This window comes from Sodalis sp. RH24 (genome assembly GCF_047324145.1).
Classification (GTDB): domain Bacteria; phylum Pseudomonadota; class Gammaproteobacteria; order Enterobacterales; family Enterobacteriaceae; genus Acerihabitans.
In genome coordinates this window covers 1488641-1511948 of sequence record NZ_CP178729.1, presented here as the reverse complement: position 1 = coordinate 1511948, position 23308 = coordinate 1488641, and the positions used below count along the sequence as shown (strand labels likewise).

The 23308-nt window shown below is 61.6% G+C and carries 25 protein-coding genes; 14 read left to right on the top strand and 11 right to left on the bottom strand.

The annotated features are described in order from the left end of the window. Positions 1-44 precede the first annotated feature (44 nt). The 9 genes from ACL2XG_RS06950 to ACL2XG_RS06910 all read right to left on the bottom strand — a co-directional run bounded on the left by ACL2XG_RS06950 (position 45) and on the right by ACL2XG_RS06910 (position 8894). Positions 45-1772: a non-ribosomal peptide synthetase gene (locus tag ACL2XG_RS06950; RefSeq protein WP_410015603.1), complete on the bottom strand. Its 1728-nt coding sequence runs from the start codon at positions 1770-1772 to the stop codon at positions 45-47. 583 nt (positions 1773-2355) lie between these two features. Further along, a complete protein-coding gene (locus tag ACL2XG_RS06945; RefSeq protein ID WP_410015601.1) occupies positions 2356-3309 on the bottom strand; it encodes an ABC transporter substrate-binding protein in 954 nt (317 codons plus the stop codon). Between the two features lie 180 nt (positions 3310-3489). Then, a complete protein-coding gene (locus tag ACL2XG_RS06940; protein ID WP_413722513.1) occupies positions 3490-4542 on the bottom strand; it encodes an ABC transporter permease in 1053 nt (350 codons plus the stop codon). Continuing rightward, complete coding sequence (locus tag ACL2XG_RS06935) at positions 4539-5309, bottom strand: ATP-binding cassette domain-containing protein (RefSeq protein WP_413722514.1); 771 nt, start codon at positions 5307-5309, stop codon at positions 4539-4541. The genes ACL2XG_RS06940 and ACL2XG_RS06935 overlap by 4 nt, the downstream gene beginning before the upstream one ends. Then, positions 5290-5613, bottom strand: a complete 324-nt coding sequence (locus ACL2XG_RS06930; protein ID WP_413722515.1) for a hypothetical protein — start codon at positions 5611-5613, stop codon at positions 5290-5292. The genes ACL2XG_RS06935 and ACL2XG_RS06930 overlap by 20 nt, the downstream gene beginning before the upstream one ends. 9 nt (positions 5614-5622) lie before the next feature. Then, the gene (locus ACL2XG_RS06925; protein WP_410015597.1) at positions 5623-6360 is read right to left on the bottom strand and encodes a hypothetical protein; all 738 of its coding nucleotides are present in this window, start codon (positions 6358-6360) and stop codon (positions 5623-5625) included. Next, positions 6357-7208: a BtpA/SgcQ family protein gene (locus ACL2XG_RS06920; RefSeq protein WP_413722516.1), complete on the bottom strand. Its 852-nt coding sequence runs from the start codon at positions 7206-7208 to the stop codon at positions 6357-6359. Before ACL2XG_RS06920 ends, ACL2XG_RS06925 begins: the two co-directional genes overlap by 4 nt. A 1-nt stretch (position 7209) precedes the next feature. Then, a complete protein-coding gene (locus ACL2XG_RS06915; RefSeq protein ID WP_413722517.1) occupies positions 7210-8142 on the bottom strand; it encodes a carbohydrate kinase family protein in 933 nt (310 codons plus the stop codon). Next, the gene (locus ACL2XG_RS06910; RefSeq protein ID WP_413722518.1) at positions 8139-8894 is read right to left on the bottom strand and encodes a GntR family transcriptional regulator; all 756 of its coding nucleotides are present in this window, start codon (positions 8892-8894) and stop codon (positions 8139-8141) included. The genes ACL2XG_RS06915 and ACL2XG_RS06910 overlap by 4 nt, the downstream gene beginning before the upstream one ends. 390 nt (positions 8895-9284) lie before the next feature. Between ACL2XG_RS06910 and ACL2XG_RS06905 the strand changes: the two genes are divergently transcribed. Beyond that, positions 9285-10448 (top strand): mandelate racemase/muconate lactonizing enzyme family protein, encoded by a 1164-nt coding sequence (locus ACL2XG_RS06905; protein ID WP_413722519.1) that lies wholly within the window; start codon positions 9285-9287, stop codon positions 10446-10448. Positions 10449-10508: 60 nt separating this feature from the next. On the opposite strand, the gene ACL2XG_RS06900 is transcribed toward ACL2XG_RS06905, so the two are convergent. Then, the gene (locus tag ACL2XG_RS06900; protein WP_413722520.1) at positions 10509-11441 is read right to left on the bottom strand and encodes a LysR family transcriptional regulator; all 933 of its coding nucleotides are present in this window, start codon (positions 11439-11441) and stop codon (positions 10509-10511) included. 138 nt (positions 11442-11579) lie between these two features. On the opposite strand from ACL2XG_RS06900, the gene ACL2XG_RS06895 reads away from it, so the two are divergent. The 7 genes from ACL2XG_RS06895 to ACL2XG_RS06865 all read left to right on the top strand — a co-directional run bounded on the left by ACL2XG_RS06895 (position 11580) and on the right by ACL2XG_RS06865 (position 16834). Beyond that, entirely contained in the window at positions 11580-12431 is an 852-nt protein-coding gene (locus ACL2XG_RS06895; protein ID WP_410015591.1) for a MurR/RpiR family transcriptional regulator, read from the top strand. A gap of 260 nt (positions 12432-12691) precedes the next feature. Next, complete coding sequence (locus ACL2XG_RS06890) at positions 12692-13531, top strand: transporter substrate-binding domain-containing protein (RefSeq protein WP_413722521.1); 840 nt, start codon at positions 12692-12694, stop codon at positions 13529-13531. A 3-nt stretch (positions 13532-13534) separates the two neighbouring features. Next, positions 13535-14149: a DUF1989 domain-containing protein gene (locus ACL2XG_RS06885; protein WP_410015589.1), complete on the top strand. Its 615-nt coding sequence runs from the start codon at positions 13535-13537 to the stop codon at positions 14147-14149. A 1-nt stretch (position 14150) separates the two neighbouring features. Further along, positions 14151-14804, top strand: coding sequence for an urea carboxylase-associated family protein (locus ACL2XG_RS06880; protein WP_410015588.1), 654 nt, complete (start codon positions 14151-14153; stop codon positions 14802-14804). A 7-nt stretch (positions 14805-14811) separates the two neighbouring features. Then, positions 14812-15462, top strand: a complete 651-nt coding sequence (locus ACL2XG_RS06875) for an amino acid ABC transporter permease (protein WP_410015587.1) — start codon at positions 14812-14814, stop codon at positions 15460-15462. Then, entirely contained in the window at positions 15462-16127 is a 666-nt protein-coding gene (locus tag ACL2XG_RS06870; protein WP_410015586.1) for an amino acid ABC transporter permease, read from the top strand. Before ACL2XG_RS06875 ends, ACL2XG_RS06870 begins: the two co-directional genes overlap by 1 nt. A 14-nt stretch (positions 16128-16141) precedes the next feature. Next, complete coding sequence (locus tag ACL2XG_RS06865) at positions 16142-16834, top strand: DUF1989 domain-containing protein (RefSeq protein WP_413722522.1); 693 nt, start codon at positions 16142-16144, stop codon at positions 16832-16834. A 60-nt stretch (positions 16835-16894) separates the two neighbouring features. On the opposite strand, the gene ACL2XG_RS06860 is transcribed toward ACL2XG_RS06865, so the two are convergent. Continuing rightward, positions 16895-17857: a LysR family transcriptional regulator gene (locus ACL2XG_RS06860; protein WP_413722523.1), complete on the bottom strand. Its 963-nt coding sequence runs from the start codon at positions 17855-17857 to the stop codon at positions 16895-16897. A 357-nt stretch (positions 17858-18214) separates the two neighbouring features. On the opposite strand from ACL2XG_RS06860, the gene ACL2XG_RS06855 reads away from it, so the two are divergent. From ACL2XG_RS06855 to ACL2XG_RS06830, 6 genes are read left to right on the top strand one after another with little or no spacing between them, the layout of a single operon-like run. Continuing rightward, positions 18215-19180: an agmatinase gene (locus ACL2XG_RS06855; protein ID WP_410015583.1), complete on the top strand. Its 966-nt coding sequence runs from the start codon at positions 18215-18217 to the stop codon at positions 19178-19180. 33 nt (positions 19181-19213) lie between these two features. Then, complete coding sequence (locus tag ACL2XG_RS06850) at positions 19214-20068, top strand: transporter substrate-binding domain-containing protein (RefSeq protein WP_413722524.1); 855 nt, start codon at positions 19214-19216, stop codon at positions 20066-20068. 31 nt (positions 20069-20099) lie between these two features. Beyond that, entirely contained in the window at positions 20100-20759 is a 660-nt protein-coding gene (locus tag ACL2XG_RS06845) for an amino acid ABC transporter permease (protein WP_410015581.1), read from the top strand. Between the two features lie 3 nt (positions 20760-20762). Next, positions 20763-21485, top strand: coding sequence for an amino acid ABC transporter permease (locus tag ACL2XG_RS06840; RefSeq protein WP_410015580.1), 723 nt, complete (start codon positions 20763-20765; stop codon positions 21483-21485). Then, a complete protein-coding gene (locus ACL2XG_RS06835) occupies positions 21482-22282 on the top strand; it encodes an amino acid ABC transporter ATP-binding protein (protein WP_410015579.1) in 801 nt (266 codons plus the stop codon). The genes ACL2XG_RS06840 and ACL2XG_RS06835 overlap by 4 nt, the downstream gene beginning before the upstream one ends. Positions 22283-22286: 4 nt before the next feature. Next, the gene (locus ACL2XG_RS06830; RefSeq protein WP_410015578.1) at positions 22287-23261 is read left to right on the top strand and encodes an arginase family protein; all 975 of its coding nucleotides are present in this window, start codon (positions 22287-22289) and stop codon (positions 23259-23261) included. Positions 23262-23308: the final 47 nt, after the last annotated feature.

Here is a 23308-nt window from a genome sequence, read left to right as displayed (position 1 = left end):
TCCGCGCTTTTCCACGTAGAATATAAGGCGGTGCGCGCTAGAAATTAATGATAAGGCGCCAGTAGTAAATTAATCGTTGGGCGCGCGCACAGGTCGTGCAAATTAATATCGGGATATAATTGTTTCAGCTCAAGATGGAAGGAGACCAATTGGATGGAGGACAGGCCGCGATGGAAAAAATTATCATTCAGCGACATACCGTCAATATTTATATAATGACCCAAAATATCTATTAATGGATGATTTAAGGCGTCTTTTCCCGGCGCGTTTTTTTGCCCCATCACAATGTGCTCCATTTCTTTGATCTTGGTTTTGGTCATGGTGATCAAGGCTTTTTTATCCAGCTTGCCGCTGATGGAATAAGGCAAATCGTCAATAGGATAAAAATAGCGCGGAATCATATAATGACCCAGCTCATTTTCAAGTTCCAGGCGAATGGCTCCCGTATCAATCCCTTGCCCTGGTTTGTCCATTTTCAGCCAGCCGACGATCACCGATTCATCATCCCCATCGCCTTCCAGGACAACGACAGCCGCCGCCGCGACGCCGGCACATTTCTCCAGGGCGTCCACCACTTCGGCGCAGTCGATACGGTACCCGCTGACCTTATAAAAATCGCCATCCCGGTACAGGTAATTCAGCACGCCTTCCGCATCGATTAGACCGATATCGCCGGTATCATAAAAACGCCCCTCTGTCTGCTCGCCGGGAAGAGCAATGAATTTTTCGGCGGTCAGGGCAGGGTTGTTAAGGTATTCCAACGCCACCCCGGCGCCGCCGATGAAAATATTACCTGGTTCCCCCGCCTTCATCTCGCGCCGCGCGTCATCCAGAATTTTTATCTGCGTATGGTCGATTGGACGACCGATGCGATTATCGCCGGCGCGGGTGATGACATGCGCCGTTGACCAGACAGTGGTTTCCGTCGGCCCGTAGAGGTTGCATAACCAGCGCGCGCGCGCCGACAGCCGGGCGGATAACTGCCGTCCCAAGGGTTCTCCTCCCACCAGGAGCCGGTTGAATCGCCAATCATCCTGCAGATAGGGTAAAAGACATTTGAGCATGGACGGCGTCGACTGGAAAATATCGGGCTGACAGCGCATTAACTGCCACGCAATCTCCTGGACTGAATGCGTTTGCGCATCGTCGAGCAGAAACAATGTCCCGCCGTTGGCCAGCGGCACGGCATACTCCAGGTAGAACATATCAAACGACACCGAGGTTGCCGACAGCCAGCGGGTCTCGCCGCCGGCCTCGAGCAACCGGCTGAAACTGTTGATCAGGTTACTGCACCCCCTATGCGCCACGCTGACCCCTTTCGGCTCGCCCGTGGAGCCGGAGGTATAAATACGATAAGCCGCCGGCGCCGGATTTTCCGCGGGAACGGGTTTTATCTGCGCAACGGCGCTAAAGGTCGCCACATCAGCCCCGTCCGCGCCGCCGATATGACCCGCGCGGCTGTCGTAGGTCAACAGGCAGGACGAGGCCGCCAAAATTTTCATCACGCGGCCTGGCGCGGTGCAAATATCCAGCGGGATGTAGGGTACCCCGAGGTAATGGCAGGCCAGCAAGGATGCCATCAGCTCCACACCTCGCGGCAGGCACAGGAGAATGCCGTCCGTTTTGGCGTCCATTTTATGCGCCAGCTGTTGCGCATAATGGCCGGCCATGTGCTGCAACCGGGCGTAGCTGATGGATTGGTCATTCACCACTAGGGCAATAGCCTGCGGAGTGCGCTTCGCCGCGGCCTCGAAGGCATGAATAAAATGCATGTTTCCAGCGCAAGGGGAATTACTCACCATTCTCGAATCTCCATTTCATAATAACGCAGTTAATATCAACGTGATTAACGTTGTCACACCGATAACGCCGGTTACAACGCTAATCAGCGCTATAATCAGCAATTATAATGTGCAGATTAATAATTATGCTTAATAAAAAATATCGCTGCCTCCTTAAATGCCCGCCTGCCGGATAAGGGCTATGACACCCTGGCTGCGGCAGGCGTTAATCAGTTATTCACTGAAAACTTAAATGTAAAATGCTATTTTCACAACCCGGCAGTGGCGGATCGGCCATAATAAATACAAGCTGCTAAAAAAACGTATTCCTGAAAATTTAACGCTAAAAAAATAAGTTAAATGGCGGAATAAACCAGCATATGGCAATATTTGTGCTTTTTAAAAAAACATATTAATTAATTAGTATTGGTTTTTATCCACTGCCGGGCTGGTAGTGGGCAAGGCAGGCTGATGGGCAACCGGCGGGCTTCCCGCCACGGGGCGCCGGATGCGCGGATCGATGATTATTCGTCGCGGCCAGGGCGCCGTTAAGCGGCGCCACCAGCGCCGGCGCTTATTGGCAGTCGGCTTTATATTCGTATTTATCGGCTTTTTGACGATCGTTTTCAGTAATGGTCACCAGATCGGTCAGCGTCTGTTTCGGCACCGGCTTGCCGGCCAGCAGCGCCAGCGCGGTGGTAATGACCGCTTCGCCTTCCTGTTTGGGGTTCTGCGCAATCAACACGTTGATGGTGCCGTTTTTCAGCGCGCTCACTTCGGCGGTGGCGGCGTCATAGGCCACCACCTTGACTTTTTTCGCCGCGCCCGCCTGGCGCAGGCCGGTTACGGCCCCGATGGCGCCCTGATCGTTGGTGGAAAATACGCCCGCCAGCCGAGGATGGGCGGAGAGGGTGGAGGTGATGATTTCCGCCGCCTTCTGCGGGTCGTCGCTTTGATACTGCGGGCCGAGGTAGGTGATACCGGGATAGGTTTTGATCTGTTCGGCAAAACCTTTTTCACGCGCGTCCTGGGCGCTTGAGCCCGGCGGCTGGGTAATAACCAGCACTTCGCCTTTGCCGCCGAGCAGCGTATTCATCGCCTCGGCGGCCATTTTACCGCCGCGCTCGTTGTCGGAGATGATTTCCGTCGCCAGGAAACCATTGTCATTGAGCGTCTGGTCGACGGTCAGCACTTTTGCCCCGCGCGCCGCCAGCTGTTTCATCGGCGCCACCAGGGCCTGCGCATCGGTCGGCACAATCGCGGCCACCGCCGGCGCGGTCGCCGTAACGGCGTTCACCACCGGGATCTGGCTGTCGGCGGCAAACTGATCGGGGGCGGAAACCTGCAGGGTAACGCCCATCTGCCGTGCTTTTTCCTGCGCGCCGCACTGTAATGCCTGATAAAAAGGACTCCCCTTCACCCCCAGGACCAGCGCGACGGTATGATCTTGTCCGGCGGCCAGGGCGGGAGGCGCCAGCGCCAGGGTTAAGGTCGATAAAACAGCGAATGCCATGGTGTTACGCATCATGATTTCCCCTTAGGAAGTGATTGAAACCTGAGTTGACTGATAATAAAACCGTGCCTGCGGGCGGAATGGCGAACCGCGTGGTGGCCATGCGCGCACGGCGCATGGCCATGGCGTGCGAAACCCCGGCCCTTCCTATTCGCGACGCAGGTCAGGCAAACGTGCCTGTAGCGTGACCTGCGGTTAACGTCGATCCCGGGCCCGGCGTTTGAGCTGATCAATCCAGACCGCCAGGATCAGTACCATGCCCATCGCCACGGTTTGCCAAAACGGCGGGATGCCGAGGATGACAAAACCGTTTAGCAGGATAATGGGGATAAACACCCCGATAATGGTTCCGGCGACGCTGCCGATGCCGCCGAACAGGCTGGTTCCGCCCAGCACCACGGCGGAGATGGTCGCCAGGTTATCCATGGCGTGGCCGCCGATGGTGGTGGTGGAAAAACGCGCGTTGGACATGATGGCGGCCACGCCCGCCAGCGCGCCGGAAATCATGTAAATGGCGACCAGGCGCGCTTTAACATTGATGCCCGCGCGCCGCAGCGCTTCCAGGTTGGAGCCGACGGCAAAGACATGCAGGCCGAAGCGGGTAAGGTGCAGTACAAAAGCGGCGACGGCCAGCACCGCCACCGCGATCAACACCAGCACCGGAATACCGGCGACGGCGCCGCCGCCGACCACATCCACCAGCTTTTCCGGCATGGCGCGCACATCGATGCCGCCGGAAAATACCTGCGCCAGCCCAAGCGCCATGCCGAAGGTGCCGAGGGTGACAATCAGCGCCGGGATTCTGGCCACGGCCACCAGGAAACCGTTGAGCGCGCCCCACAGCAGCCCGGCCGCCACCGCCACCAGGCTGCCGGCGGCAATCACGCCCCAGCCGGCGTCGGTGGTGCCGAAGGTATTGCCCGCCTGGCCTGAGAGAGACAGCATCGCCTGGGCGGAAACCACCGAGGAAAACACCAGAACCGCGCCCACGGATAAATCAATGCCGGCGGCGATGATGACGTAGGTTTGCCCCACCGACAGCACCAGCAAAATGGCGGCGTTAATGGCGATTTGCGCCAGGTTGTAGGCCGAGCCGAACTGTTCGGGGCGCAGCACGCCGAACAGCGCGATAAGCGCTATCAGCAGAATAAATATCCAGCCGCCGCCGATCAGCCGCGCCAGCGTATCACGCGCTCCGGCGGGGTGTTCAGCGCCAGGCGCCGGTTTATTTACTAAGGTTTTGTTCATGGCGCCGCCTCCGCGCTGCCGTAGGTGCCGCTGGTCATGGCCGACACCAGATCTTCCACCCGCAGGCCCTTGGTCGGCATCTGCGCCACGCTTTTGCCCAGGCGCAGCACCTCGACCCGGTCGGCGATTTCCAGGACCTGCGGCATATTGTGGCTGATCAAAACCACCGCCAGGCCGGCGTCGCGCACCTGGCGCACCAGCTGCAGCACCCGCTCGGTCTGGACGACGCCGAGCGCGGCGGTCGGTTCGTCCATAAAAATCACCCGTCCGGCCCACATGGCGGCGCGGGCAATGGCCACCGACTGGCGCTGGCCGCCGGACAGCGAGGAAACCGGCACCGACAGCGAGCGCAGATTGACGCCCAGGCGGGCGAACTGTTCCACCGCTTTGCGGCGCATGACGGCGCGGTTGAGCATGCCCAGCCTGCCCAGCGGGCCGCCGCGCAGTTCCTCGCGGCCTAAAAACAGGTTTTCCACCGGCGTCAGCTCCGGGGCCAGGGCCAGATCCTGATAGACCGTGGAGATGCCGCTGTCCTGGGCCGCCCCCGGCGAGGCGAACACCACCTCGCGGCCGTCGATTCTAATCACGCCCTCATCGGGCCGATCGGCGCCGGAGAGAATTTTCGTCAGCGTTGATTTCCCCGCGCCGTTATCGCCGATCAGGGCGCAGATTTCACCGGGATAGACGCGGAAATCCACGTGCTCCAGCGCCCTGACGCCGCCGAAGTGTCGGCTGATGGCCACGGCTTCAAGTACCGGGATGGTCATTTTCGTGTTTCTCCACCGCAAGACCAATGTTATTGGCAAACGCGAACCACTGGTTGTAGGCCGCGCCCGTCAGGCCGGACCAATACTGGAAGGCGGCTTCCGCGTCGGGAAAATTCCACACTTCGACGGTCTCGAAATCATGCTGGCCGCGAATATGGTAGCGGCCCATAAACCGCGCGCCGTCGGTCGCCGCCCGATCGGCAAGCGCTTGCCACCGGGCCCGCTTTTCCTGTTGTTCGGCATCGGTCAGTAAATACCAGCGCGAGCGCGGGCGGGCATAATGGATCCAAATACTCTCTGACATAGGGGCTCCTTAAGCGCCGGCGGGCAACAGCAGGTCGGCCAGCGGGCGAACCTTGCCGGTGACGTGGCGTGAGGTGGTGAATTTAAAATCCGCGGCGTCCTGATGGCCGGTAATGGCCCGGGAGACAGTGTCCAGGCTGTCGGTTTCCCAGATGCCGAGGTGATGCCAGCTATGCGCCCAGTCCAGGCGATGACGGCCGGCGATATTGATATTCAGCGCCAGATCGCCTTTAAACGCGACGTCGCATTCAGCGTCATATTCCGTGCGTTCGGCGGGCGTCGCCTCGCACCAGGCGTCGTTCCATTCCCACAGCGCCATAAACCCCCAGGGGCGCCGGATATCCGCACCGCCGCCGTTCACGGTGGCGAATTCACGCGGACCTAACAGCCACTGGGTGGCGAACAGCCGCGACCAGCCCGCCTGTTCAAGACGTACGGTTCCCGCCAGCGCGGCGTCAAGGGACGGCGCCTCAAAGGCGCCGGCCATATCCCATTCGTGCAGGGCGCCGCTGTCGAGCGCCGTCGCCGGGAGGGTCTGGTCGGCCGGCGTAAACATGGCGCGGAAAGACAACAGCCAGCCTTCGCCGCGCAGCTGATCCAGCAGCGTCATCAGCGCCTGATAATGTTGCCGCTGATACACCGCGTCGCCCGCGTCCGTCTGGCGTTTGGCCAAAAATGCCACCACGCAGCGCGCCGAGGTCGACGGCTGGGAAGAGAATACGTCGGTTTCACCGGTCAGCAGCGTCATTTGCCCTCCCGCACCAGCATCACCGCCTGCATTAACTGCGCCACGCGGCGGGCATCCACCGGTTTCCACCAGGCGCCGTCGTGTTTTAGCCATTGGCCGATAATGGCGCCGTCGGCCGCGCTGAACAGCGCGGGCACCTGGGCCGGCGACAGGCCGGAACCGACGATAACCGGTAAATTGGTGCCGTTGCGCACGTCGTTCACCTCGGTCGGTTCGGTGGGCGATCCGGTGCGGGTGCCGGTGGCGATCAGCACATCGGCGTCGAACCATTCCGCGTCGGTGGCCTGCTCGGCGATGCCGCGATCGGCGGTAATGGCATGGGCGCCAAACTTGACGTGCACGTCGGCGAAAATGGCGACATCGCGGGCGTCGATCATCGACCGGTAGCGCATCGCTTCCGGCGCGGGACCGTTGATAAAGCCCTCATTGGCCACATAGGCGTTGACCCATTGATTGACCCGTACCCAGCGCGCGCCGACCGCCTTGGCGATGGCCAGCGCGGGAATGGCGCCGTTGGCCACGCAGGTGATGCCGATGGGCGTCGCCACCGCGGCGCGCACTTCCATGCAGGCGGCGGTCAGCGCGGCCACCGTCTCCGGGCCGATATTTTCCGGCCGGCAAAAGGGCAGATCGCTGGCGTTTTCAATAATAATGCCGTCGATGCCGCCCTGCGCCAGGGTTTTGGCGTCGGCGACGGCGGCGGCGAAAATGTCTTTCATTGCCTGCCCGTTATAACGCGGCGCGCCGGGGAGGGCCTGCAAATGTATGACGCCTATTACCGGTTTTTTTACCGGGAACAGCGCGGCAAGCATGTCGGGTTTTTGGGGAAGTACCTGTGGTCCGGCCATCTTATCTCTCGTCTGTCGGGGCGCGGGCATCGCCATCGGGCGTGCCGGCGCGTTGATAATGCATAAGCTGTGCGTGGCTGGGGTAAGAGGGCTGCGCGCCCATGCCCCCGCAGCTGTAGGTGGCGGCAAAGACCGCCCGCGTAAGCGACTGGTGTAGGGATTCGCCCGCCAGGCGCCCGGCGATAAACCATCCGGCCAGGCAATCGCCCGCGCCGGTGGTGTCCACGATGACCGGGTCGAAGGGTACGCGGGCGCTCACGTCATGAACCGCGGAGACGTAGCGCGCGCCCTGCGGGCCAAGGGTGCACACCACGGCCGTTACGCCCAGCGCCAGCAGCCGCGCCACGGCGTTATCGCCCAGCTGGCGCAGCGCGCGCTGGTTGCAAAACACCACCTCGGCGCCGGACAGCAGGGGATAGAGGGGTTCCAGACCGCCGGCGAAGGTGGCGGGCTCCAGGTCAATCGACCACTTGCAGCCGGCCCGGCGGCACTGTTCAATCAGGGGCCACGCCCCCTCGCCGTACACGGCGGTATGCACCCAGTCGATACCGCGTAAATCGAGGGCCTGCACCCATGCCAGGCTGGGATACAGCGAGACGCCCGGCTCCAGCAGCAGCCGTTTTTCGCCGTGCGGCTCAAGGAGGATTACGGCGCGGCAGGTCCGTCCGGGCCTTTTGCGGCTGATAATCCGCAGGCCGGATTGTTGCAGGCCATGTAGCAGGGGATCCGCCACCAGGTCGTCGCCGGTTTCAACGGCGAGCGTGACGTCCGCGCCCGCCAGGCGGCAGGCCAGGGCGGCGTTGCTCACCACCCCGCCGGCGGACTCGCTGTTGATGCGCGCCAGGACTTTTTCGTCGGGCTGCGGGATATGATCCATGCCGAAGGTGGTATCCAGGCTGATATCGCCGACAAACAATCCTTTGCCGGCCATCATGATTTACGCACCAAATCGATGGTAAAGCTGTAGCGATCGGCGCGGTAATGCACCGTCACATATTCCACCGGGCGCTGGTCCGCGTCGTAGCTCAGGCGCCGGGCGACCAGGCAGGCGGATCCCCTGGCCACCTGGAGGGCGCGGGACAGTTCGCCGTTGAGCAGGGCGGCGCTGATGGTTTCCTGGCCGCCGACGATGCGGCAGCCGCACCGCTGTTCCAGCCAGACATACAGCGACTGGCGGTCAAGGTCGTCGGCCCCGGGCGTCGGGTGATGGACAAAAAGGGCGGGCGACAGCCAGCTGTGGGAATACGCCATCGGCATGTCATCGGCTTTTAACAGCCGGGTGGACATAAAGGCTTTTTCGTTGGGCTGCAGGCGCAGGGCGGCGGCAATATCGGCGGGAGGAACCGCCATGCGGGCGCCGAGGGTCTGGTAGCCGGCGCTGAAACCGCGCCGCTGCATATCTTCCGCGAAACTCGACATCTGGCTCAGCGGCTGGACCACCTGCGGCGGCAGCACGATGGAGCCTTTACCTGCGCGGCGGCTGATTAAGCCCTCCTGCTCAAGTTTATCCAGCGCGGTGCGCGCGGTGGTGCGGCTGACCCCGAACACCTGGTTAAGCAGGGTTTCCGAAGGCAGGGCCTCGCCGGGCTTAAATCCGCCGAATTCGATTTCACGGCGTAATCTGTCTGCGATTTGCCACCATAATGGCTGCGGGCCGGAAACAAGCCCATGCTGATCCCAATGCATGTTTATTCTTTCTGGTTGCCGATAGGTTGTCATGATAATTGAATGACATGACAATCCCTGTCAACCGGCTAATTCACAGAAAAATCATTAAAATCAATAGGGTTGACGCAACTGAAGGGTAGGTGCATTTGCTTTTTTATCGTCAGGAAACAGTGAATTAATACCAGACATTTGACCGTCGTCGGCGCGGATTTTACGGCGGCAATGCCGTCATAGGAAATTAGTATGATTGTGATCTCCGTGTTAAATCGGGCAATGCGCGCGGTCAACACGCGCCCATCCGTCATGCTTTGCGCGCATAGCGACAATAGCAACCGGCATTAGCCGCCGGCGCACCCCGGGGCTACAATCGCCGCGACATCCGAACCAGTATCCCCGGGGTAGATAATAATGAAAATTCTCGACGTGGTTGAAATCACCAAACCCATTGCCTCGCCTATCCGTAATGCCTATATCGATTTCAGCAAGATGACCACCAGCCTGGTGGCGGTGGTCACCGATGTGATTAAGGACGGCCGGCGCGTGGTGGGCTACGGCTTTAATTCCAATGGGCGCTATGGCCAGGGCGGCCTTATCCGTGAACGTTTCCGCGACCGTATCCTGCGGGCGGATGCCGACGCCGTGCTTAATCCTAACCGCGATAATCTCGATCCCCACCGGATTTGGGACCTGATGATGGCCAATGAAAAGCCGGGCGGCCACGGCGAGCGTTCCGTGGCCGTGGGCACGCTGGATATGGCGCTCTGGGACGCCACGGCGAAAATCGCCGGCCAGCCGCTGTTCCGGCTGCTGGCGGACACCCACGGCGTAGACGCCAATCCCCGCGTATTTGTCTACGCCGCCGGCGGTTATTATTATCCCGGCAAGGATCTTGTCGCGCTGCGCCGGGAGATGCGCGGCTATCTGGACCGCGGTTATACGGTGGTGAAGATGAAAATCGGCGGCGCGCCAATCGACGAGGATCGCCGCCGTATCGCCGCCGTACTGCATGAGATCGGCGACGACGCCCGTTTGGCGGTGGACGCCAACGGGCGCTTTGATCTGGAAACCGGCATCGCTTACGCCAAAATGCTGCGCGAGTATCCGCTGTTCTGGTTCGAGGAGGCCGGCGATCCGCTGGACTATGCCCTGCAGGCCGCCCTGGCCGGCTTTTACCCGGGCGCCATGGCGACGGGTGAAAATCTGTTTTCCCACCAGGATGCGCGTAACCTGCTGCGCTACGGCGCCATGCGCCCGGACCGGGATTATCTCCAGTTCGACTGCGCCTTGTCGTATGGCCTGGTGGAGTATCTGCGCACCCTGGCGGTGCTGAAGGAGTTCGGCTGGTCGGCGTCGCGCTGTATCCCGCACGGCGGTCACCAGATGTCGCTGAATATCGCGGCGGGGCTGGGGCTTGGCGGAAACGAAAGCTATCCGGATTTGTTCCAGCCCTACGGCGGTTTTCCGGATGCGGTGACCGTTGACAACGGCTATATCACGATGCCCGAGCTGCCGGGCATCGGATTCGAGGGGAAATCCGAGCTGATAAGCGTGATGCGCGCGCTGGCCGAATAATCGCCCGCGCGCCCGGTAACGCATGATACCGCGCCGGCATGGCTGTCCGCGCATCCCGCGTCAGCGCGGGCCCTGGCCGGCGATGGCCTGCCATAACCGCTCCGCCGCCCGGGTCATCGACGATGCTGGGCGGAACACCCTAATCTGCACCGGTACCTCGAGGCGCCGGTCCCGTACCGCCGCCGCGACCAACGCGCCGCTGAGCAGATCCGCCTGCGCCAGCGTCCTGGGCAGCCAGGCCACGCCGTCTCCGGCCCGGGCCATGGCGAGCAGGGTGGCGGCGAGATCGGAGGTAAAAACCCTGTCCATTTTTGCCAGCTGCGCGGTCATGTGCCGTTGGGTGGCGATTATCCGGCCCAGCCCTGAATCAGTGCTGTAGGACAGGTACGGTATCGGCCGGGCCATGTCGTCCAGGGACCATTTCGGCCGTTTGCCGGTGGCGTCGGGCGCGCAAAGCGGCAGCAGGATATCCTCGCCGACCTGGACGCTGGTAAAGTGCGCGTTCTCCAGCCCGCGGCCGGCATCCGAATGGGAATGGCACAGCAAGAATTGCGCATCGCCGCGCAGGAACAGGCGTTCGCAGGCCAGCAAGGTGTCCGACACCAGCTTTACCTGGCCATCCAAAGGGGTGATGCCGCTTTCACGCAGCCAGTGGGGGAAAAACAAAGAGGACAGCGAATGGGTTGCGCAAAAAATGATCATCTGCGCGCCTTTGCCCGCCGCTTCCAGCGTTTTCGCCCGCAGATCCTGAATCGCGCGCAGAAGAGCCACCGCCTGCGGGTGGAACACCTCACCGGCGGCCGTTAGCCTGACGCCGCCCCGGCTGCGTTCAAACAACGGCGTGCCGGCCCACTCCTCCAGCGCCTGAATGCGCCGGCTGAACGCCGGCTGCGTCACATGCCTCAGCTCCGCGGCCCGTGAAAAATTCAGGCTCTCGGCCAGGGCCGTGCAGTCTTCAAGCCACGCCAGCTCAATGTGGGGATGATTCATCATACCTCGGCTCCATGGCGTCCGACGCCTCTTGTCAGCATGCGCTGCCGCCATTATCGCACAGCCGGCGCGCACTTTCCTGATGACAAGTCGGCGCACTCTGTGCAGGATGAGATTTATTTATCCAGGGCAACAAATCTGATGAGTGTGAAAACCGCCTCCCTTGAGAACCGCATCCGTCAATGCTGGGAGCAGCTTTCCAGCCATGAGCAGCGGCTGGCTGACGTGATTCTGGCCGCGCCGGGCCAACTGGCGATGAATACCGCCACCGAGCTGGCGCGGAGCGCCGGCGTCTCAAAAGCCACCACCACGCGTTTTTTCCGCCATCTGGGCTATGACAATTACGACGCGGCCCGGCGGCAGGCGCGCGATATGCAAAACAGCGGCTCGCCCCTTTACCTGCAGCAATTTCAATCCGGCTCGCCGCTGGATGCGGTGATCCAAAACCATCTGGAGCGCGAGGTGGCCAACCTGGTCAATACCTACCGCTCGCTGGACGCGCAGCAACTGGGCGACATCACGCAAGCGGTCGCAGGCGCCCGCCGGGTGGTGGTGATGGGCTGGCGATTCAGCCAGACCATTGCCGCCATGCTCTATCGCGATCTGATCCATGTTCACCACGACGTGAGGCTGCTGCCGCGCGCCGGCGATTCGCTGGCGGAGCACCTTGCCGTGCTGGGGCCGCTGGACGTGGCGATCTGCGTCGGCCTGCGCCGCCGGATGCCCGCCCTGGAGGCGGCGATGAACGCCATGGCGGAGCTGCGGGTGCCGATGCTGTACCTCTCCGACGTCCTTTCCGGCAAACCCTCGAAACAGGCGACCTGGATTATTCGCTGCCACACCGAGGGCAGCCTGATCTTTGACAGCACCGCGTCGCTCTCGGGGGTATGCAACCTACTGTGTTCGCTGGTGGCGCGCGAGCGGGGCAAAGCCCGCAACGATCAGCTGGCGCTGATCGAATCCGTGCACCAGTGGCTTGATGAGCTGGAATAACCGATCGTCATGGTGCATTAGCGTAAGATTTTGCCCGGGGATGGTGCGCCGGCGGCGCGGCAACCGCCGGTCCGGCGCGGCTGTAAACGACCCTTAAGAAACAAAAGAAATAAAATATAATGATAAAGAAACAATAGTTTCACTCTGATTTTATACAGAAAAAAGGGTTTCTCTCCCGGCGCGGATAACGATGGCGGTAAAAAGTGGCATGAAAGCTGCCTAATTGTTAGACATCGCCACCACACCAGGATATGACCCTTATGAATAAAATCGCCTTTTTCGCCGCCGCGCTGCTGGCCTTAGGAGCTTACTGCGCCACGGCCCAGGCGGATACGCTGGCCGATATCAAATCCAGCGGCAAAATGACCGTCGGTATCGATCCCACCTTTCCCCCCTACGAATACACCAACGACCAGGGCGAGGTGGTCGGCTACAGCGCCGCCATTATGCAGTCGGTAGCCAAAGAACTGGGGGTGAAACTGGAGTTTCAGAAAACCGCCTTCAGCGGCATTATTCCCGGGCTGATCTCCGGCGCCTTCAACACCGAAGGTTCCTCCCTTAACGTCACCGCCGAGCGGGCGAAGAAGGTGCTGTTTACCGTGCCCTTCAGTAAAACCGTCAACGGTATCCTGGTACGCCAAGCCGACGCGGGCCATTTCAGCGCTAAGCCATTGAAAGTGGAAGACCTGGCGGGGCTGCGCGGCGCGGCAAAAAGCGCCAGCGTGCCGGAACAACTGCTGAAAACCTTTAATGACCAACTGGCAGGCAAAGGCCTTAAACCTATCATCATCATCAGCGTCGATACGCTGGACCAGACCGTCAGCACCCTGATGACCAAACGCGCCGACTTTGTGATTGACGATATCGCCGTGCTGGCGCCTGTCGCGAAAAAATATCCCGGCAAGGTGGCGCAGGTGGGCGAGATAGGCCCATCGCAGTGGATGGCGTGGGCCACCCGCAAAGAGGACGCCACGCTGAACAAGGTTATCAGCGACCGTATCCTGGCGATGCAGAAAACCGGCGAACTGGCACGGCTGCAAACCCAATACCTGGGCACCACCTTTACGGTGCCGGCCGATAATTTCATTCCGCAGGAGTAAGGCATGTGTCAGCAACAGGTTCATGTCCCCGCCGGGCACGGCCGGGCATTCACCGTCCGTAAAGGGCAATATCTCACCATTATCGACAGCGAGGGGCAGCAGGCGGCGGATTTTGTGGCGGTAAACGCGGCGAATCCCGCCGAGAAGCTGTCGCCGGTGCATACGCGCCAACACCTGCGCTCGCTGTTCTTTAAGCCGGGCGACGCGCTTTGGTCAAGCGATAACCGCGCCATGTTGCGTATTATCGACGACAGCATCGGCATTCACGACGCCAACGTGCCGGCCTGCGACCGTACTCGGTTCAGCGTGGACTTCGGCGTCGAGGGGCATCGCAATTGCGTCGATAACCTGCTGGAAGGCATGCGCGGCTTTGGCGTTACCTACTACAGCCTGCCGGAACCGTTCAACCTGTTCCAGAATGGCCCGGTCACCGCCGACGGCCGAATGGAGGTGACCGATCCGCATAGCCGGGCGGGGGACCGCATTACCTTCCTGGCATTGTGCGATCTGGTCTGCGCCGTGTCGTCCTGTCCGCAAGACATTATTCCCGGCAACGGGCTACAGGTGACCCCCATCGATATCCTTATCTCCGATCAACCCAACGCCGGCGAGGCCTGATATGTTACTGATGAAAGAGGATGTTGCCGCCCCAAAAACCACGCGTTCGCTGGCGGAGCCGGTCATGGTGATGCCGGGCGCGGCGGGTGCTATCCGCGTGGTGCGCGGACAGTTGCTGCGCATCACCGCGCTGGGCGACGGCGCGGTCGCCTCGCTATTTGGTTTCAGCGTCGACGATCCGGGGATCTGGCTGTCGGTGCATCACACGCGCGTCTTTAGCAACAGCTATCTGCTCGGCTCGGGCATGCGTTTGGTCAATAACCGCCGCCGGCCGGTTATGGTGCTCGGCAAGGATAGCGTGCGCCGCCACGATCTGCTGCTGCCGGGCTCCACCACGGCGTGGCTGGCCGGACGCGGTTACGCCGGGCAGCAGGGCTGTATGGACGCGGTGGCCGCCGAACTGGCGCGCCTGAAGATGCCTGTGCCGAAACTGCCCGACCCCGTCAATTTGTTTATGCATGTGGACCTGGAACGCAATGGCGCTATCGCGCCGCGGCCTAATGAGACCCGGGCCGGCGACAGCATCACCTGCCGGGTGGTGATGGATACGCTGTTTATCGTCAGCGCCTGCTGCACAGGGATCGAGGGTAATGACCGTCCGGCGCCGCTGCGGCTATCGGCGGCGGAAGCGTTGACCGATTTTCCGGCTCAGTGAGGTAGCCATGGGGCTGGATGCTGAGGTCAGCGCCGGATTGCCGGAGCTGGCGCGGGGCCTGTGGGTCACCCTGCAACTGACGATGCTGGCGGCGCTGCTGAGCCTGGCGCTGGGCCAGTTGGGCTGCTACCTGCAGTTGCGGCGGGGCGGGGTACCGCGTTTTGCCGGCCGGCTGTATGTCAGCCTGATGCGCGGCACGCCCGCCATCGTCCAGCTGTTCGTGGTGTTTTTTACCTTGCCCAGGCTCGGGCTGGGCGGGCAACCGCTGCTGGCGGCGACGATCGCCATCGGCATGAACAGCGGCGCCTATGTGGCGGAAATCCTGCGGGTCAACCGGCGCCTGGTCACGCCAGGACAGCTGGAGGCGGCGCGCACGCTCGGGCTTGGACGCTGGCTCACCTGGTGGTATGTGGTCAATCCGCAGGTGATGCGCGCCAGCCTGCCCATGCTGGTCAACGAATTTACCCTTTTGCTGAAAACCACGCCGCTGGCGTCGGTGGTGGCGCTGACCGAGCTGACCTACGCCGGGCAGATCGTCATCGCCCGCAGCTACGAGCCGGCCCAGGTGCTGCTGCTGGTGGCGCTCGGCTATCTGCTGATTGCCCTGCCGCTGCTGCGCGCGGCGCGTTATCTCGAAGGCAAAGGGAGACCGGTATAATGGACTGGCATGCCATTGCCTCGTCGGCTCCCGCGCTGTGGGCGGGGATGCAAATCACGCTGTTGCTGAGTCTTATCGCCGCATGGTGCGCGGGACTTGCCGGCGCGCTGCTGGCGTGGTGTCTGCTGCGCGCGCCGCCTTTCTGGCAGCCGCTGCTGCGCGCCTATCGCGCGCTGACCCTCGGCCTGCCGCTGCTGGTGGTGATTTATCTGCTGTATTTTGTGCTGCCTGAATATGGCATCACGTTCTCGTCGCCCACCGTGGGCGTGCTGGCGCTGACGCTCTATTACGCTCCCTATGTCGCGCAGGTGATCCTGGCCGCGATGGCGGCCCTGCCGCGCGGGCAGTGGGAAGCCACGCGGGTGCTGGGTTTAAGCCGGACCCGCGCCCTGGTGGACGTGGTGCTGCCGCAAACCCTGCCGCAGATGCTGTCGCCGCTGACGGGTCTGCTGATTGGCCTGATCAAGGACTCGGCGCTGCTGTCGATTGTCTCGGTGCGGGAATTTATGTACGCCGCCAAGCAGGCCATCTCGGCCACCTACGCCCCGCTGGAAATCTATCTGGCGGTGGCGCTGTGTTATTGGCTGCTTAACAATGTTATCGACATTCTGGCCCGGCGGGTGGAGCGGCGCATGACGCGCTATAGCCGCCGTACGGCGAATTAACCTGGAGAAGACCAATGGAAGCACAATTTACCTGCCGCGATGAGCGGCTGATCCCCGCCCGCCACGGCAAGGCGATCCGCCTGGCCGCGGGTGAAGCGGTGCAGTTGATTAACCTGCACGGCACCCAGGTGGCGGACTGCTGGGCTTATAACGCCCGCGACGTGGGCGAGTACATGTGCATGGAGGCGACGCGGGTCTGGAACCAGCGCCTGAATCCGGTGGTGGGCGACAGTTTTATCACCAATCAGCGCCATCCGATCCTGACCCTGGTGGCGGATACCTCCCCGGGCGTGCACGACACCTTTATGGCGGCCTGCGACGCGCGCCGCTATGAGCTGCTGGGCTGCACGGAGCCGCATCGCAACTGCCACGATAACCTGCATCAAGGACTGGCGGAACTGGGCGTTGCCCTGCCGCACGGCAATCTCGCCTCGTTTAATGTGTTTATGAATATTCGCGTGCAGCCGGACGGCATCACGCTCAGCACGCTGCCGACGGTGACGCGTCCGGGGGATTACATTATCCTGCGCGCCGAAATGGACTGCTACGTGGCGTTTTCCGCCTGTCCACAGGACATCGTCAGCATCCAGGGGCAGGGCGATAACACGCCGCGCGACATGCTGTTGCGTATTCTCACCGGCGATTTTCCCGGCGGGGAGGTGAAAGGGCCATGGATACCGGAGACGGCGGCGCCGAGCAACCGGTAATACGCGTGGCGTGGCTTGGCTCCGGCCGCGTCGCTGGCGGCGCGGCACGATAGGCGGGCGTTAGCTGGCCGCCTTCAGCGGGAACCCGCCGCGGGTATCCTGGTGCATTAAATTGAGCAATAAACGCATAAAACGCTGGCCGCTGGGGGGCAGGGGATGCCCCCGCAGCGACAGCAGCGAAAACGTCACTTCATAGGCGAACGTTTGCGCATCCGCGACTTCAACAAAACAATAGAACTGGGACAGCGTCTGCACGTAATGGGTCGGCAACAGTCCCACATAACCGCCGGCGGCAATCAGGGTGGCGACCGCCTCCAGTCCCGAGGCAACGGCCTTGCGTTTCATATTAAGCCGCTGGCTTAACCGGGAACTGTAGGGATCGCGATCGCGGGTGACCAGGACATAATTCTGGTCAATCAAATCCGCCATCCCGGGCGACGGCTGGCCGAAGGGGATGGCCACGTAGAGGCGGAACGCCTCGTTGAACAATGGCACGCTTTGCAACTGCCGGTTGGTCTCCGGCATGCCGCTGATGCCAATATGCAATTGCCGGTCAAGCATGTGCGTGAGCAGCGAATCATGCTGATGGATAGACAGATGCACGGTGACGTCCGGCGCGATGGAGCGGAATGCCGCCAGCGCCTCGGACACCTTGGAGCCGGAATTGGACAGGCAGTTATCGGCGATGCCGATAGTCAAATCGCCCGCCAGGATATTACGCGCGTCGTTCAGATCGTCACGTATTTTTTTCAGCGTATCGTCCGCCAGGCTGGATGCCCTTAAGACACTTTCACCGAATAGCGTCAGTTGAAAACCGGCCGGCCCGCGAAAGCAGAGTTTTTCACCCAGCCTGGCCTCCAGGTTCTGGAGATGGCGACTGATGGTGGACCGCTCGATGTTCAGCGCCTCCTCGGCCGCGGTCAGACCTCCGGCCTCGGCGACCATGCGGAAGATGCGCAGCAGTTTAAGATCGGCCTCCGTCAGAGGCGGCACGGGTTTAAGATTTTTGGCGGATTGATTCATGTTTCGCTGCCTAACGTCGGGGCTACATCGGAAGGCGCGCTTAACGTGCGCCCTGAGAGCGGTCAGAGTGGGTCTAACAATGGACCCTGCAACAAAAACGTGCGCAAAAAACGACGCGCAAAATACAACATGCAAGATAAATGCCATGCCGGGAGACGGCGGTGATGCGTCACCGCCGGCCACGGCTGCTCTTTATCTGAGCAGGCATGCCCCATCCTGGGGCTCGGGAGCGGGCCGGATGCATGTTGCCGGCGAAAAGGGTGTACGCCATACACGCATAGGTTCACCGGCGGTTACCAAGCGCGGCCGGCAACCGATCTATACTCCCAAGCGTTACCCATCCTTCAGGAGCAGCACATGTCGCAACCCCTTACCGTTCCGCCCTCCCACGGCCCCCAGGGCTTCCTGCGATCGCCGGTGTCCACCGATCTCGACCACCTGGACGCGCATATCGCCATTATCGGCCTGCCCTATGGCAATGCCTACGCCCCTCATGCCATCAGCAACGATCAGATCCATGCCCCCGACGCAGTGCGCGCCGTAAGCGACACCGTCAGCAAGGGCAAGGATCAGTATGATTTCGACGTCGGCGGCCCGATCCTGGATAACCGGCCGATCAAGCTGGTGGACGTGGGCAATGTGCTGGCGGATCCCGCCGATCTTAGCAGCCATACCCCGCGCGCCGAGCAGGCGATCCGTAAAATCCTCGCGGCCGGCGCCATGCCCATTACTCTGGGCGGCGACCACGGCATCCCCATTCCCATCCTGGCGGCGTTCGAGGGCCGGGGGCCGATTACCCTGATTCAGATCGATGCGCATATCGACTGGCGCAATGAGGTGAACGGCGTACGCAACGGTCTTTCCAGCCCCATCCGCCGCGCGTCAGAAATGGCCCATATCGGCGAAATCTTCCAGATCGGCATTCGCGCCCAGGGCAGCGCCCGCACCGAGGAAGTGGACGCGGCGCTGGCCTATGGCGCGCATATCATTCCCGCCTTTGAGGTCCACGACGCGGGCATCGACGCCGTTATCGACCGCATCCCCGACGGCGGTCAATTCTATATCACCATCGATGCGGACGGCCTGGATCCTACGGTGATGCCCGCGGTGGAAACCCCGGCGCCGGGCGGCCTCACCTTTCATCAGGTGCGCCGCCTGATCCATGCCCTGGTACGCAAGGGCAGAGTGGTGGGCATGGATATCGTCGAAATTACCCCCGCCAAAGATGTGAATCATATCAGCTGTATTACCGCCGCGCGCCTGATGGTGAATGTGATCGGCGCGGCGGTGCGGGCGGATTATTTTGTCACGGCGCAGTCTTGACGCCACCTTACCGGTCCTCAATGGGAGTTAATCATGCGTAAAACCCGTCACCTGTTTATTGTCCGGCTGGTACTGCTGTGCGCCGGCCTTGGGCTGCTTGCCGGCCAGGCCTCGGCTGAAACCGCGCTGGAAAAAATCAAACGCACCGGCACCGTTACCGTCGGCACCGAGGCGGCGTTTCCCCCCTTCGAGTTTGTGCAGGATGGCAAAATCGTCGGCTATGGGTCGGATATCCTGGTGGAAGTGGCCAAGACGCTGGGAGTGAAGGTAAAACAGCTGGATCTGCCCTGGCAGGGCATTTTGCCGGGGCTGCTGGCCGGTAAGTTTGATTTCGTCGCCACCACGGTTGGGATTAACGAAGAGCGCGCCAAGCGTTATGCCTACACCCTGCCCATTGCCAACGGCGCGCCGTATCTGCTCAAGCGCAAGGGTGACGCATTGGCCAAGCTGGCCGATCTTAACGGCAAGGTGGTGGCAACCCAGCTGGCGTCGTCCACCGAACCCGTGGCGCGCGCCCTGGACGCCAAACTGAAGGCCGACGGCGGCGCGGGGTATAAGCAGCTCAAGCTGTTTACCGATTTCCAGGGAGCGTATATGGCGCTGGCCAACGGCGAGGTGGACGCGGTGGTGCAATCGTTGCCGAGCCTGGCGGTATTGGTAAAACAGCGGCCGGATACCTTTGACCTGATGACGGCGATTCCCAACCAGGGCGGCTATGACTACCTGGCCTGGGTCACCCGCCCGGAAGATAAGGATTTGCGCGATGCTATCTCCGGCGTTATCCGCAGCATGCGTGATGACGGGCGCCTGGCGACACTTCAGCAAAAATGGTTCGATTTTACCATGGACATCCCGGATAGCGGCTATCTTCCCCCCGGCGCGCAATAATTTTCGTTAAACCGAACGCGGAGACCCGGCGATGAAATTCAGTTGGCAAACGTTATTTTCCAGTTTCCCGCCTTTACTGGAGGCGGCATGGGTCAACCTTAGCCTGGCCGTGATTATTTTTTTGCTGGTGCTGGCTTTCTCAACCGGGTTTACCCTGTTGCGGGCGAAAAAAATCGTCTGGCTGGGGAGGGCGTCCGCGGTGCTGATAAGCTTTGTGCGCGGCACGCCGCTGCTGATCCAGATTTTTATTTGTTATTACGTATTGCCGGCCCTGGGGTTGGACCTCAGCCCCGAGGCGGCGGGCATAATCGCCATTACCCTCAACAGTACCGTATTCCTGGCCGAAGCCATGCGCGGCGGCCTTGCCACCCTCGATCCGGGGCATATCGAAGCTGCCGCGGCGCTCGGTCTGCCCCCACGCGCCATATGGCAATGCGTGGTCTTACCGCAGCTGTTCCGGCGGATGATTCCGGTCATTGTCAACGAAGCCACGATTATCGTCAAAGGCACCGCCTTGCTATCGGTCATTACCGTGGTGGACGTGCTGCGCACCGCGCAGCAAATTGCCGGCGGTAATTACCGGCCGTTTGAAACGCTGCTTGGCGCGGCGCTGATTTTTCTGGCGATCAATCTGGCGTTCAGCGCCATCGGCAGCTACCTGGAGGCCAGGGCAGCGGACGCCCGGGTATAACGTATGCATATTGATTTCACCGTGCTTTATCCCTACTGGCCGCTATTATTGCAGGGCGCCGGCCTGACACTGAAAATCACGCTGATAGCCTTTGCCATCGGCTACCTGCTGGGCATGGCGGTGGCGCTACTCGGCCTGGTGCCGCTGCGGGTGGTGGCCGCGCCGATCGGTCTCTATATCGCCTGCCTGCGCAGCGCGCCGTTTATTATTTTTCTGTTCGTGGTGTATTACGGGTTGCCCTATACCGGCCTGCGTCTGCCGGCCGAGGTGGTGGGTACCCTGGCGCTGGCGCTCTATGCCAGCGCCTACTACGGCGAGATCCTGCGCGCCGGCATCCAAGCGCTGCCGCGCGGCCAGTTTGAGTCCGCCCGGGCGATAGGCATGTCGCCTGCGCAGGCCATGCGCCATATTATCGCGCCGCAGGTCCTGCGCGCGGTGGTGCCGCCCACCACCAATATGACGCTGACCATGATGAAGGAGTCGGCGGTGCTCAGTTCCATCACCGTGCCGGAACTCACCTATCAAGGCCTGGTGGTGCAGGGCGCCACCTTCGCGCCGTTCGAGGTGTTTATCGCCATTACCGCCCTGTACTGGCTTATCGCCGCGCTTGTCGCCGAGATTGCCCGCCGCGTGGAGCTGGGCGGCGGCCAACCCAGCCGCCATGCTATACAGCGCAGTGCTATTGCCCGGCGTTACCTCTCCCTTGACTGGCGGAACATGCCATGAATAATCCGCCCGCTCTGCGCGTCACCGCTGTCAGCAAACGCTTTCGCCAGGTCTGCGCCGTTAATCAGGTGTATCTGGATATTGCCCCGGGTGAAATTGTGGCGCTGATTGGCCCCAGCGGCTGTGGCAAAAGCACGCTGCTGCGCTGCGTGACCTGGCTGGAAACGCCGGATGAAGGTTTTATCGAGATCAACGGCGCCCCTTTCGGCCGGCGGCGGGAAGGGGAAATCATCCGCCACCAGTCCCGGCGCCAGATCGATATGTTGCGCCCCCGGCTGGGGATGGTATTCCAGCAGTTCAATTTGTGGCCGCACCTCACCGTACGCGAAAACATCGTCACGCCGCAACGGGTGGTATTGGGCCGCGGCGGTGAACAAGCCCACGCGCGCGCGGAACGGCAAATGGCGCAGTTTGCGCTGTCCCAGGTAGCCGACCGCTATCCCTGGCAGCTCTCCGGCGGGCAGAAGCAGCGCGCCGCGATTGCCCGGGCGCTGGTGATGGACCCGGCGGTGATGCTGTTCGACGAGCCCACCTCGGCGCTTGACCCGGAGCTGGTGGGCGAGGTGCAGACGCTGCTGCGCTCGCTGGCGCAGGGCGGCATGGCCATGCTGATTGTCACCCACGATATCCGTTTTGCGGTGAACGTTGCCGGACGCCTCGCGTTTATGTGCGAGGGCGGCATTGTCGAGGAAGGGCCGGTGTCACAGCTGGTCGGTTCCCCGCGCGATCCCCGCCTGCGGCAGTTTCTGACCCTGACCTATGCGTCGGGGCGCGATAATCCCTCTACCCAGGAGTAACATCATGTCCCGAGTCAACCGGCCGTTTGTCGGCATTCCTTCGTTTTTACGCGCCAGGATTGCGCCTGATATCACCCAACTGGACGCGGCCATCGCCATATTGGGCATTCCCTTCGACGAGGGCTCGCCCTTTATGCCCGGCACCCGTATGGCGCCGCGCTCCCTACGCGAGCACTCGCTGCGTTTTTGCAGCGAGCATCGCGGTTATTATTCCCCGGAGGAAAAGCGGGAATTCCTCGGCGAGGAGGTCCGCGGCGGGCTGATCGTGGACGCCGGCGATGTGGATATCCATCCCACCAATGTTGAAAAAACCTTTGAGCTTATCACCGACGCGGTTAAGCACATCCTGGACGGCGGCGCGCTGCCGGTGATCCTGGGCGGTGACCATTCGATTACCTACCCGGTGTTCCGTGCGTTTGACGGCGATATCCACGTACTGCATTTTGATGCCCATACGGATTACGGCACGCTGGAGCAGGATATGCAATACACCAACGGCCACGCTTTCCGCCATGTGGTGGAGCGCGCCAAGGCCAGCAGCCTGACGCAGATTGGCATCCGCAGCCTGCGCCACAGCGCGGAAATCGTTGAGCAGGTGATTGAGGGGGGAAACCGGGTGATTCCGATGGGCGAGTTCCGGCGCATCGGGCCGCAGGGTATCGGCGCGCTGCTGCCGGAAAACGCCAGGGTGTATGTCAGCATCGACGTGGATGTGCTGGATATGTCGCTGGTGCCGGGCTGCGTCTCGGCGGAGCCGGACGGCATGACCTACGCCGAATTGCGCGACAGCCTGAAGACGATAGCCGAACGCTATCAGGTGGTGGGTTTTGATTTTGTCGAGGTCAACCCGCTGCTGGATGTCGGCTCCGGCGTGACGTCTTACCTGGGCGCGCACGTGGTAATCGAGTTCCTTGGCAATATCTGCGACCAGCCGCGCTGGCGCGAGTCACGGCGCGCGCGGGAAGGCGCGGCGGAATAATATATTGCCGGCGGGATATCAGCGCGCCGGCCTCCCTTTTTCAGCCG

Excerpts from the sequence above, each read along its gene's own strand:
- ACL2XG_RS06950 (WP_410015603.1), bottom strand. The coding sequence starts at position 1,772 with ATGCATTTTATTCATGCCTTCGAGGCCGCGGCGAAGCGCACTCCGCAG.
- ACL2XG_RS06945 (WP_410015601.1), bottom strand. The coding sequence starts at position 3,309 with ATGATGCGTAACACCATGGCATTCGCTGTTTTATCGACCTTAACCCTG.
- ACL2XG_RS06940 (WP_413722513.1), bottom strand. The coding sequence starts at position 4,542 with ATGAACAAAACCTTAGTAAATAAACCGGCGCCTGGCGCTGAACACCCC.
- ACL2XG_RS06935 (WP_413722514.1), bottom strand. The coding sequence starts at position 5,309 with ATGACCATCCCGGTACTTGAAGCCGTGGCCATCAGCCGACACTTCGGC.
- ACL2XG_RS06930 (WP_413722515.1), bottom strand. The coding sequence starts at position 5,613 with ATGTCAGAGAGTATTTGGATCCATTATGCCCGCCCGCGCTCGCGCTGG.
- ACL2XG_RS06925 (WP_410015597.1), bottom strand. The coding sequence starts at position 6,360 with ATGACGCTGCTGACCGGTGAAACCGACGTATTCTCTTCCCAGCCGTCG.
- ACL2XG_RS06920 (WP_413722516.1), bottom strand. The coding sequence starts at position 7,208 with ATGGCCGGACCACAGGTACTTCCCCAAAAACCCGACATGCTTGCCGCG.
- ACL2XG_RS06915 (WP_413722517.1), bottom strand. The coding sequence starts at position 8,142 with ATGATGGCCGGCAAAGGATTGTTTGTCGGCGATATCAGCCTGGATACC.
- ACL2XG_RS06910 (WP_413722518.1), bottom strand. The coding sequence starts at position 8,894 with ATGCATTGGGATCAGCATGGGCTTGTTTCCGGCCCGCAGCCATTATGG.
- ACL2XG_RS06905 (WP_413722519.1), top strand. The coding sequence starts at position 9,285 with ATGAAAATTCTCGACGTGGTTGAAATCACCAAACCCATTGCCTCGCCT.
- ACL2XG_RS06900 (WP_413722520.1), bottom strand. The coding sequence starts at position 11,441 with ATGATGAATCATCCCCACATTGAGCTGGCGTGGCTTGAAGACTGCACG.
- ACL2XG_RS06895 (WP_410015591.1), top strand. The coding sequence starts at position 11,580 with ATGAGTGTGAAAACCGCCTCCCTTGAGAACCGCATCCGTCAATGCTGG.
- ACL2XG_RS06890 (WP_413722521.1), top strand. The coding sequence starts at position 12,692 with ATGAATAAAATCGCCTTTTTCGCCGCCGCGCTGCTGGCCTTAGGAGCT.
- ACL2XG_RS06885 (WP_410015589.1), top strand. The coding sequence starts at position 13,535 with ATGTGTCAGCAACAGGTTCATGTCCCCGCCGGGCACGGCCGGGCATTC.
- ACL2XG_RS06880 (WP_410015588.1), top strand. The coding sequence starts at position 14,151 with ATGTTACTGATGAAAGAGGATGTTGCCGCCCCAAAAACCACGCGTTCG.
- ACL2XG_RS06875 (WP_410015587.1), top strand. The coding sequence starts at position 14,812 with ATGGGGCTGGATGCTGAGGTCAGCGCCGGATTGCCGGAGCTGGCGCGG.
- ACL2XG_RS06870 (WP_410015586.1), top strand. The coding sequence starts at position 15,462 with ATGGACTGGCATGCCATTGCCTCGTCGGCTCCCGCGCTGTGGGCGGGG.
- ACL2XG_RS06865 (WP_413722522.1), top strand. The coding sequence starts at position 16,142 with ATGGAAGCACAATTTACCTGCCGCGATGAGCGGCTGATCCCCGCCCGC.
- ACL2XG_RS06860 (WP_413722523.1), bottom strand. The coding sequence starts at position 17,857 with ATGAATCAATCCGCCAAAAATCTTAAACCCGTGCCGCCTCTGACGGAG.
- ACL2XG_RS06855 (WP_410015583.1), top strand. The coding sequence starts at position 18,215 with ATGTCGCAACCCCTTACCGTTCCGCCCTCCCACGGCCCCCAGGGCTTC.
- ACL2XG_RS06850 (WP_413722524.1), top strand. The coding sequence starts at position 19,214 with ATGCGTAAAACCCGTCACCTGTTTATTGTCCGGCTGGTACTGCTGTGC.
- ACL2XG_RS06845 (WP_410015581.1), top strand. The coding sequence starts at position 20,100 with ATGAAATTCAGTTGGCAAACGTTATTTTCCAGTTTCCCGCCTTTACTG.
- ACL2XG_RS06840 (WP_410015580.1), top strand. The coding sequence starts at position 20,763 with ATGCATATTGATTTCACCGTGCTTTATCCCTACTGGCCGCTATTATTG.
- ACL2XG_RS06835 (WP_410015579.1), top strand. The coding sequence starts at position 21,482 with ATGAATAATCCGCCCGCTCTGCGCGTCACCGCTGTCAGCAAACGCTTT.
- ACL2XG_RS06830 (WP_410015578.1), top strand. The coding sequence starts at position 22,287 with ATGTCCCGAGTCAACCGGCCGTTTGTCGGCATTCCTTCGTTTTTACGC.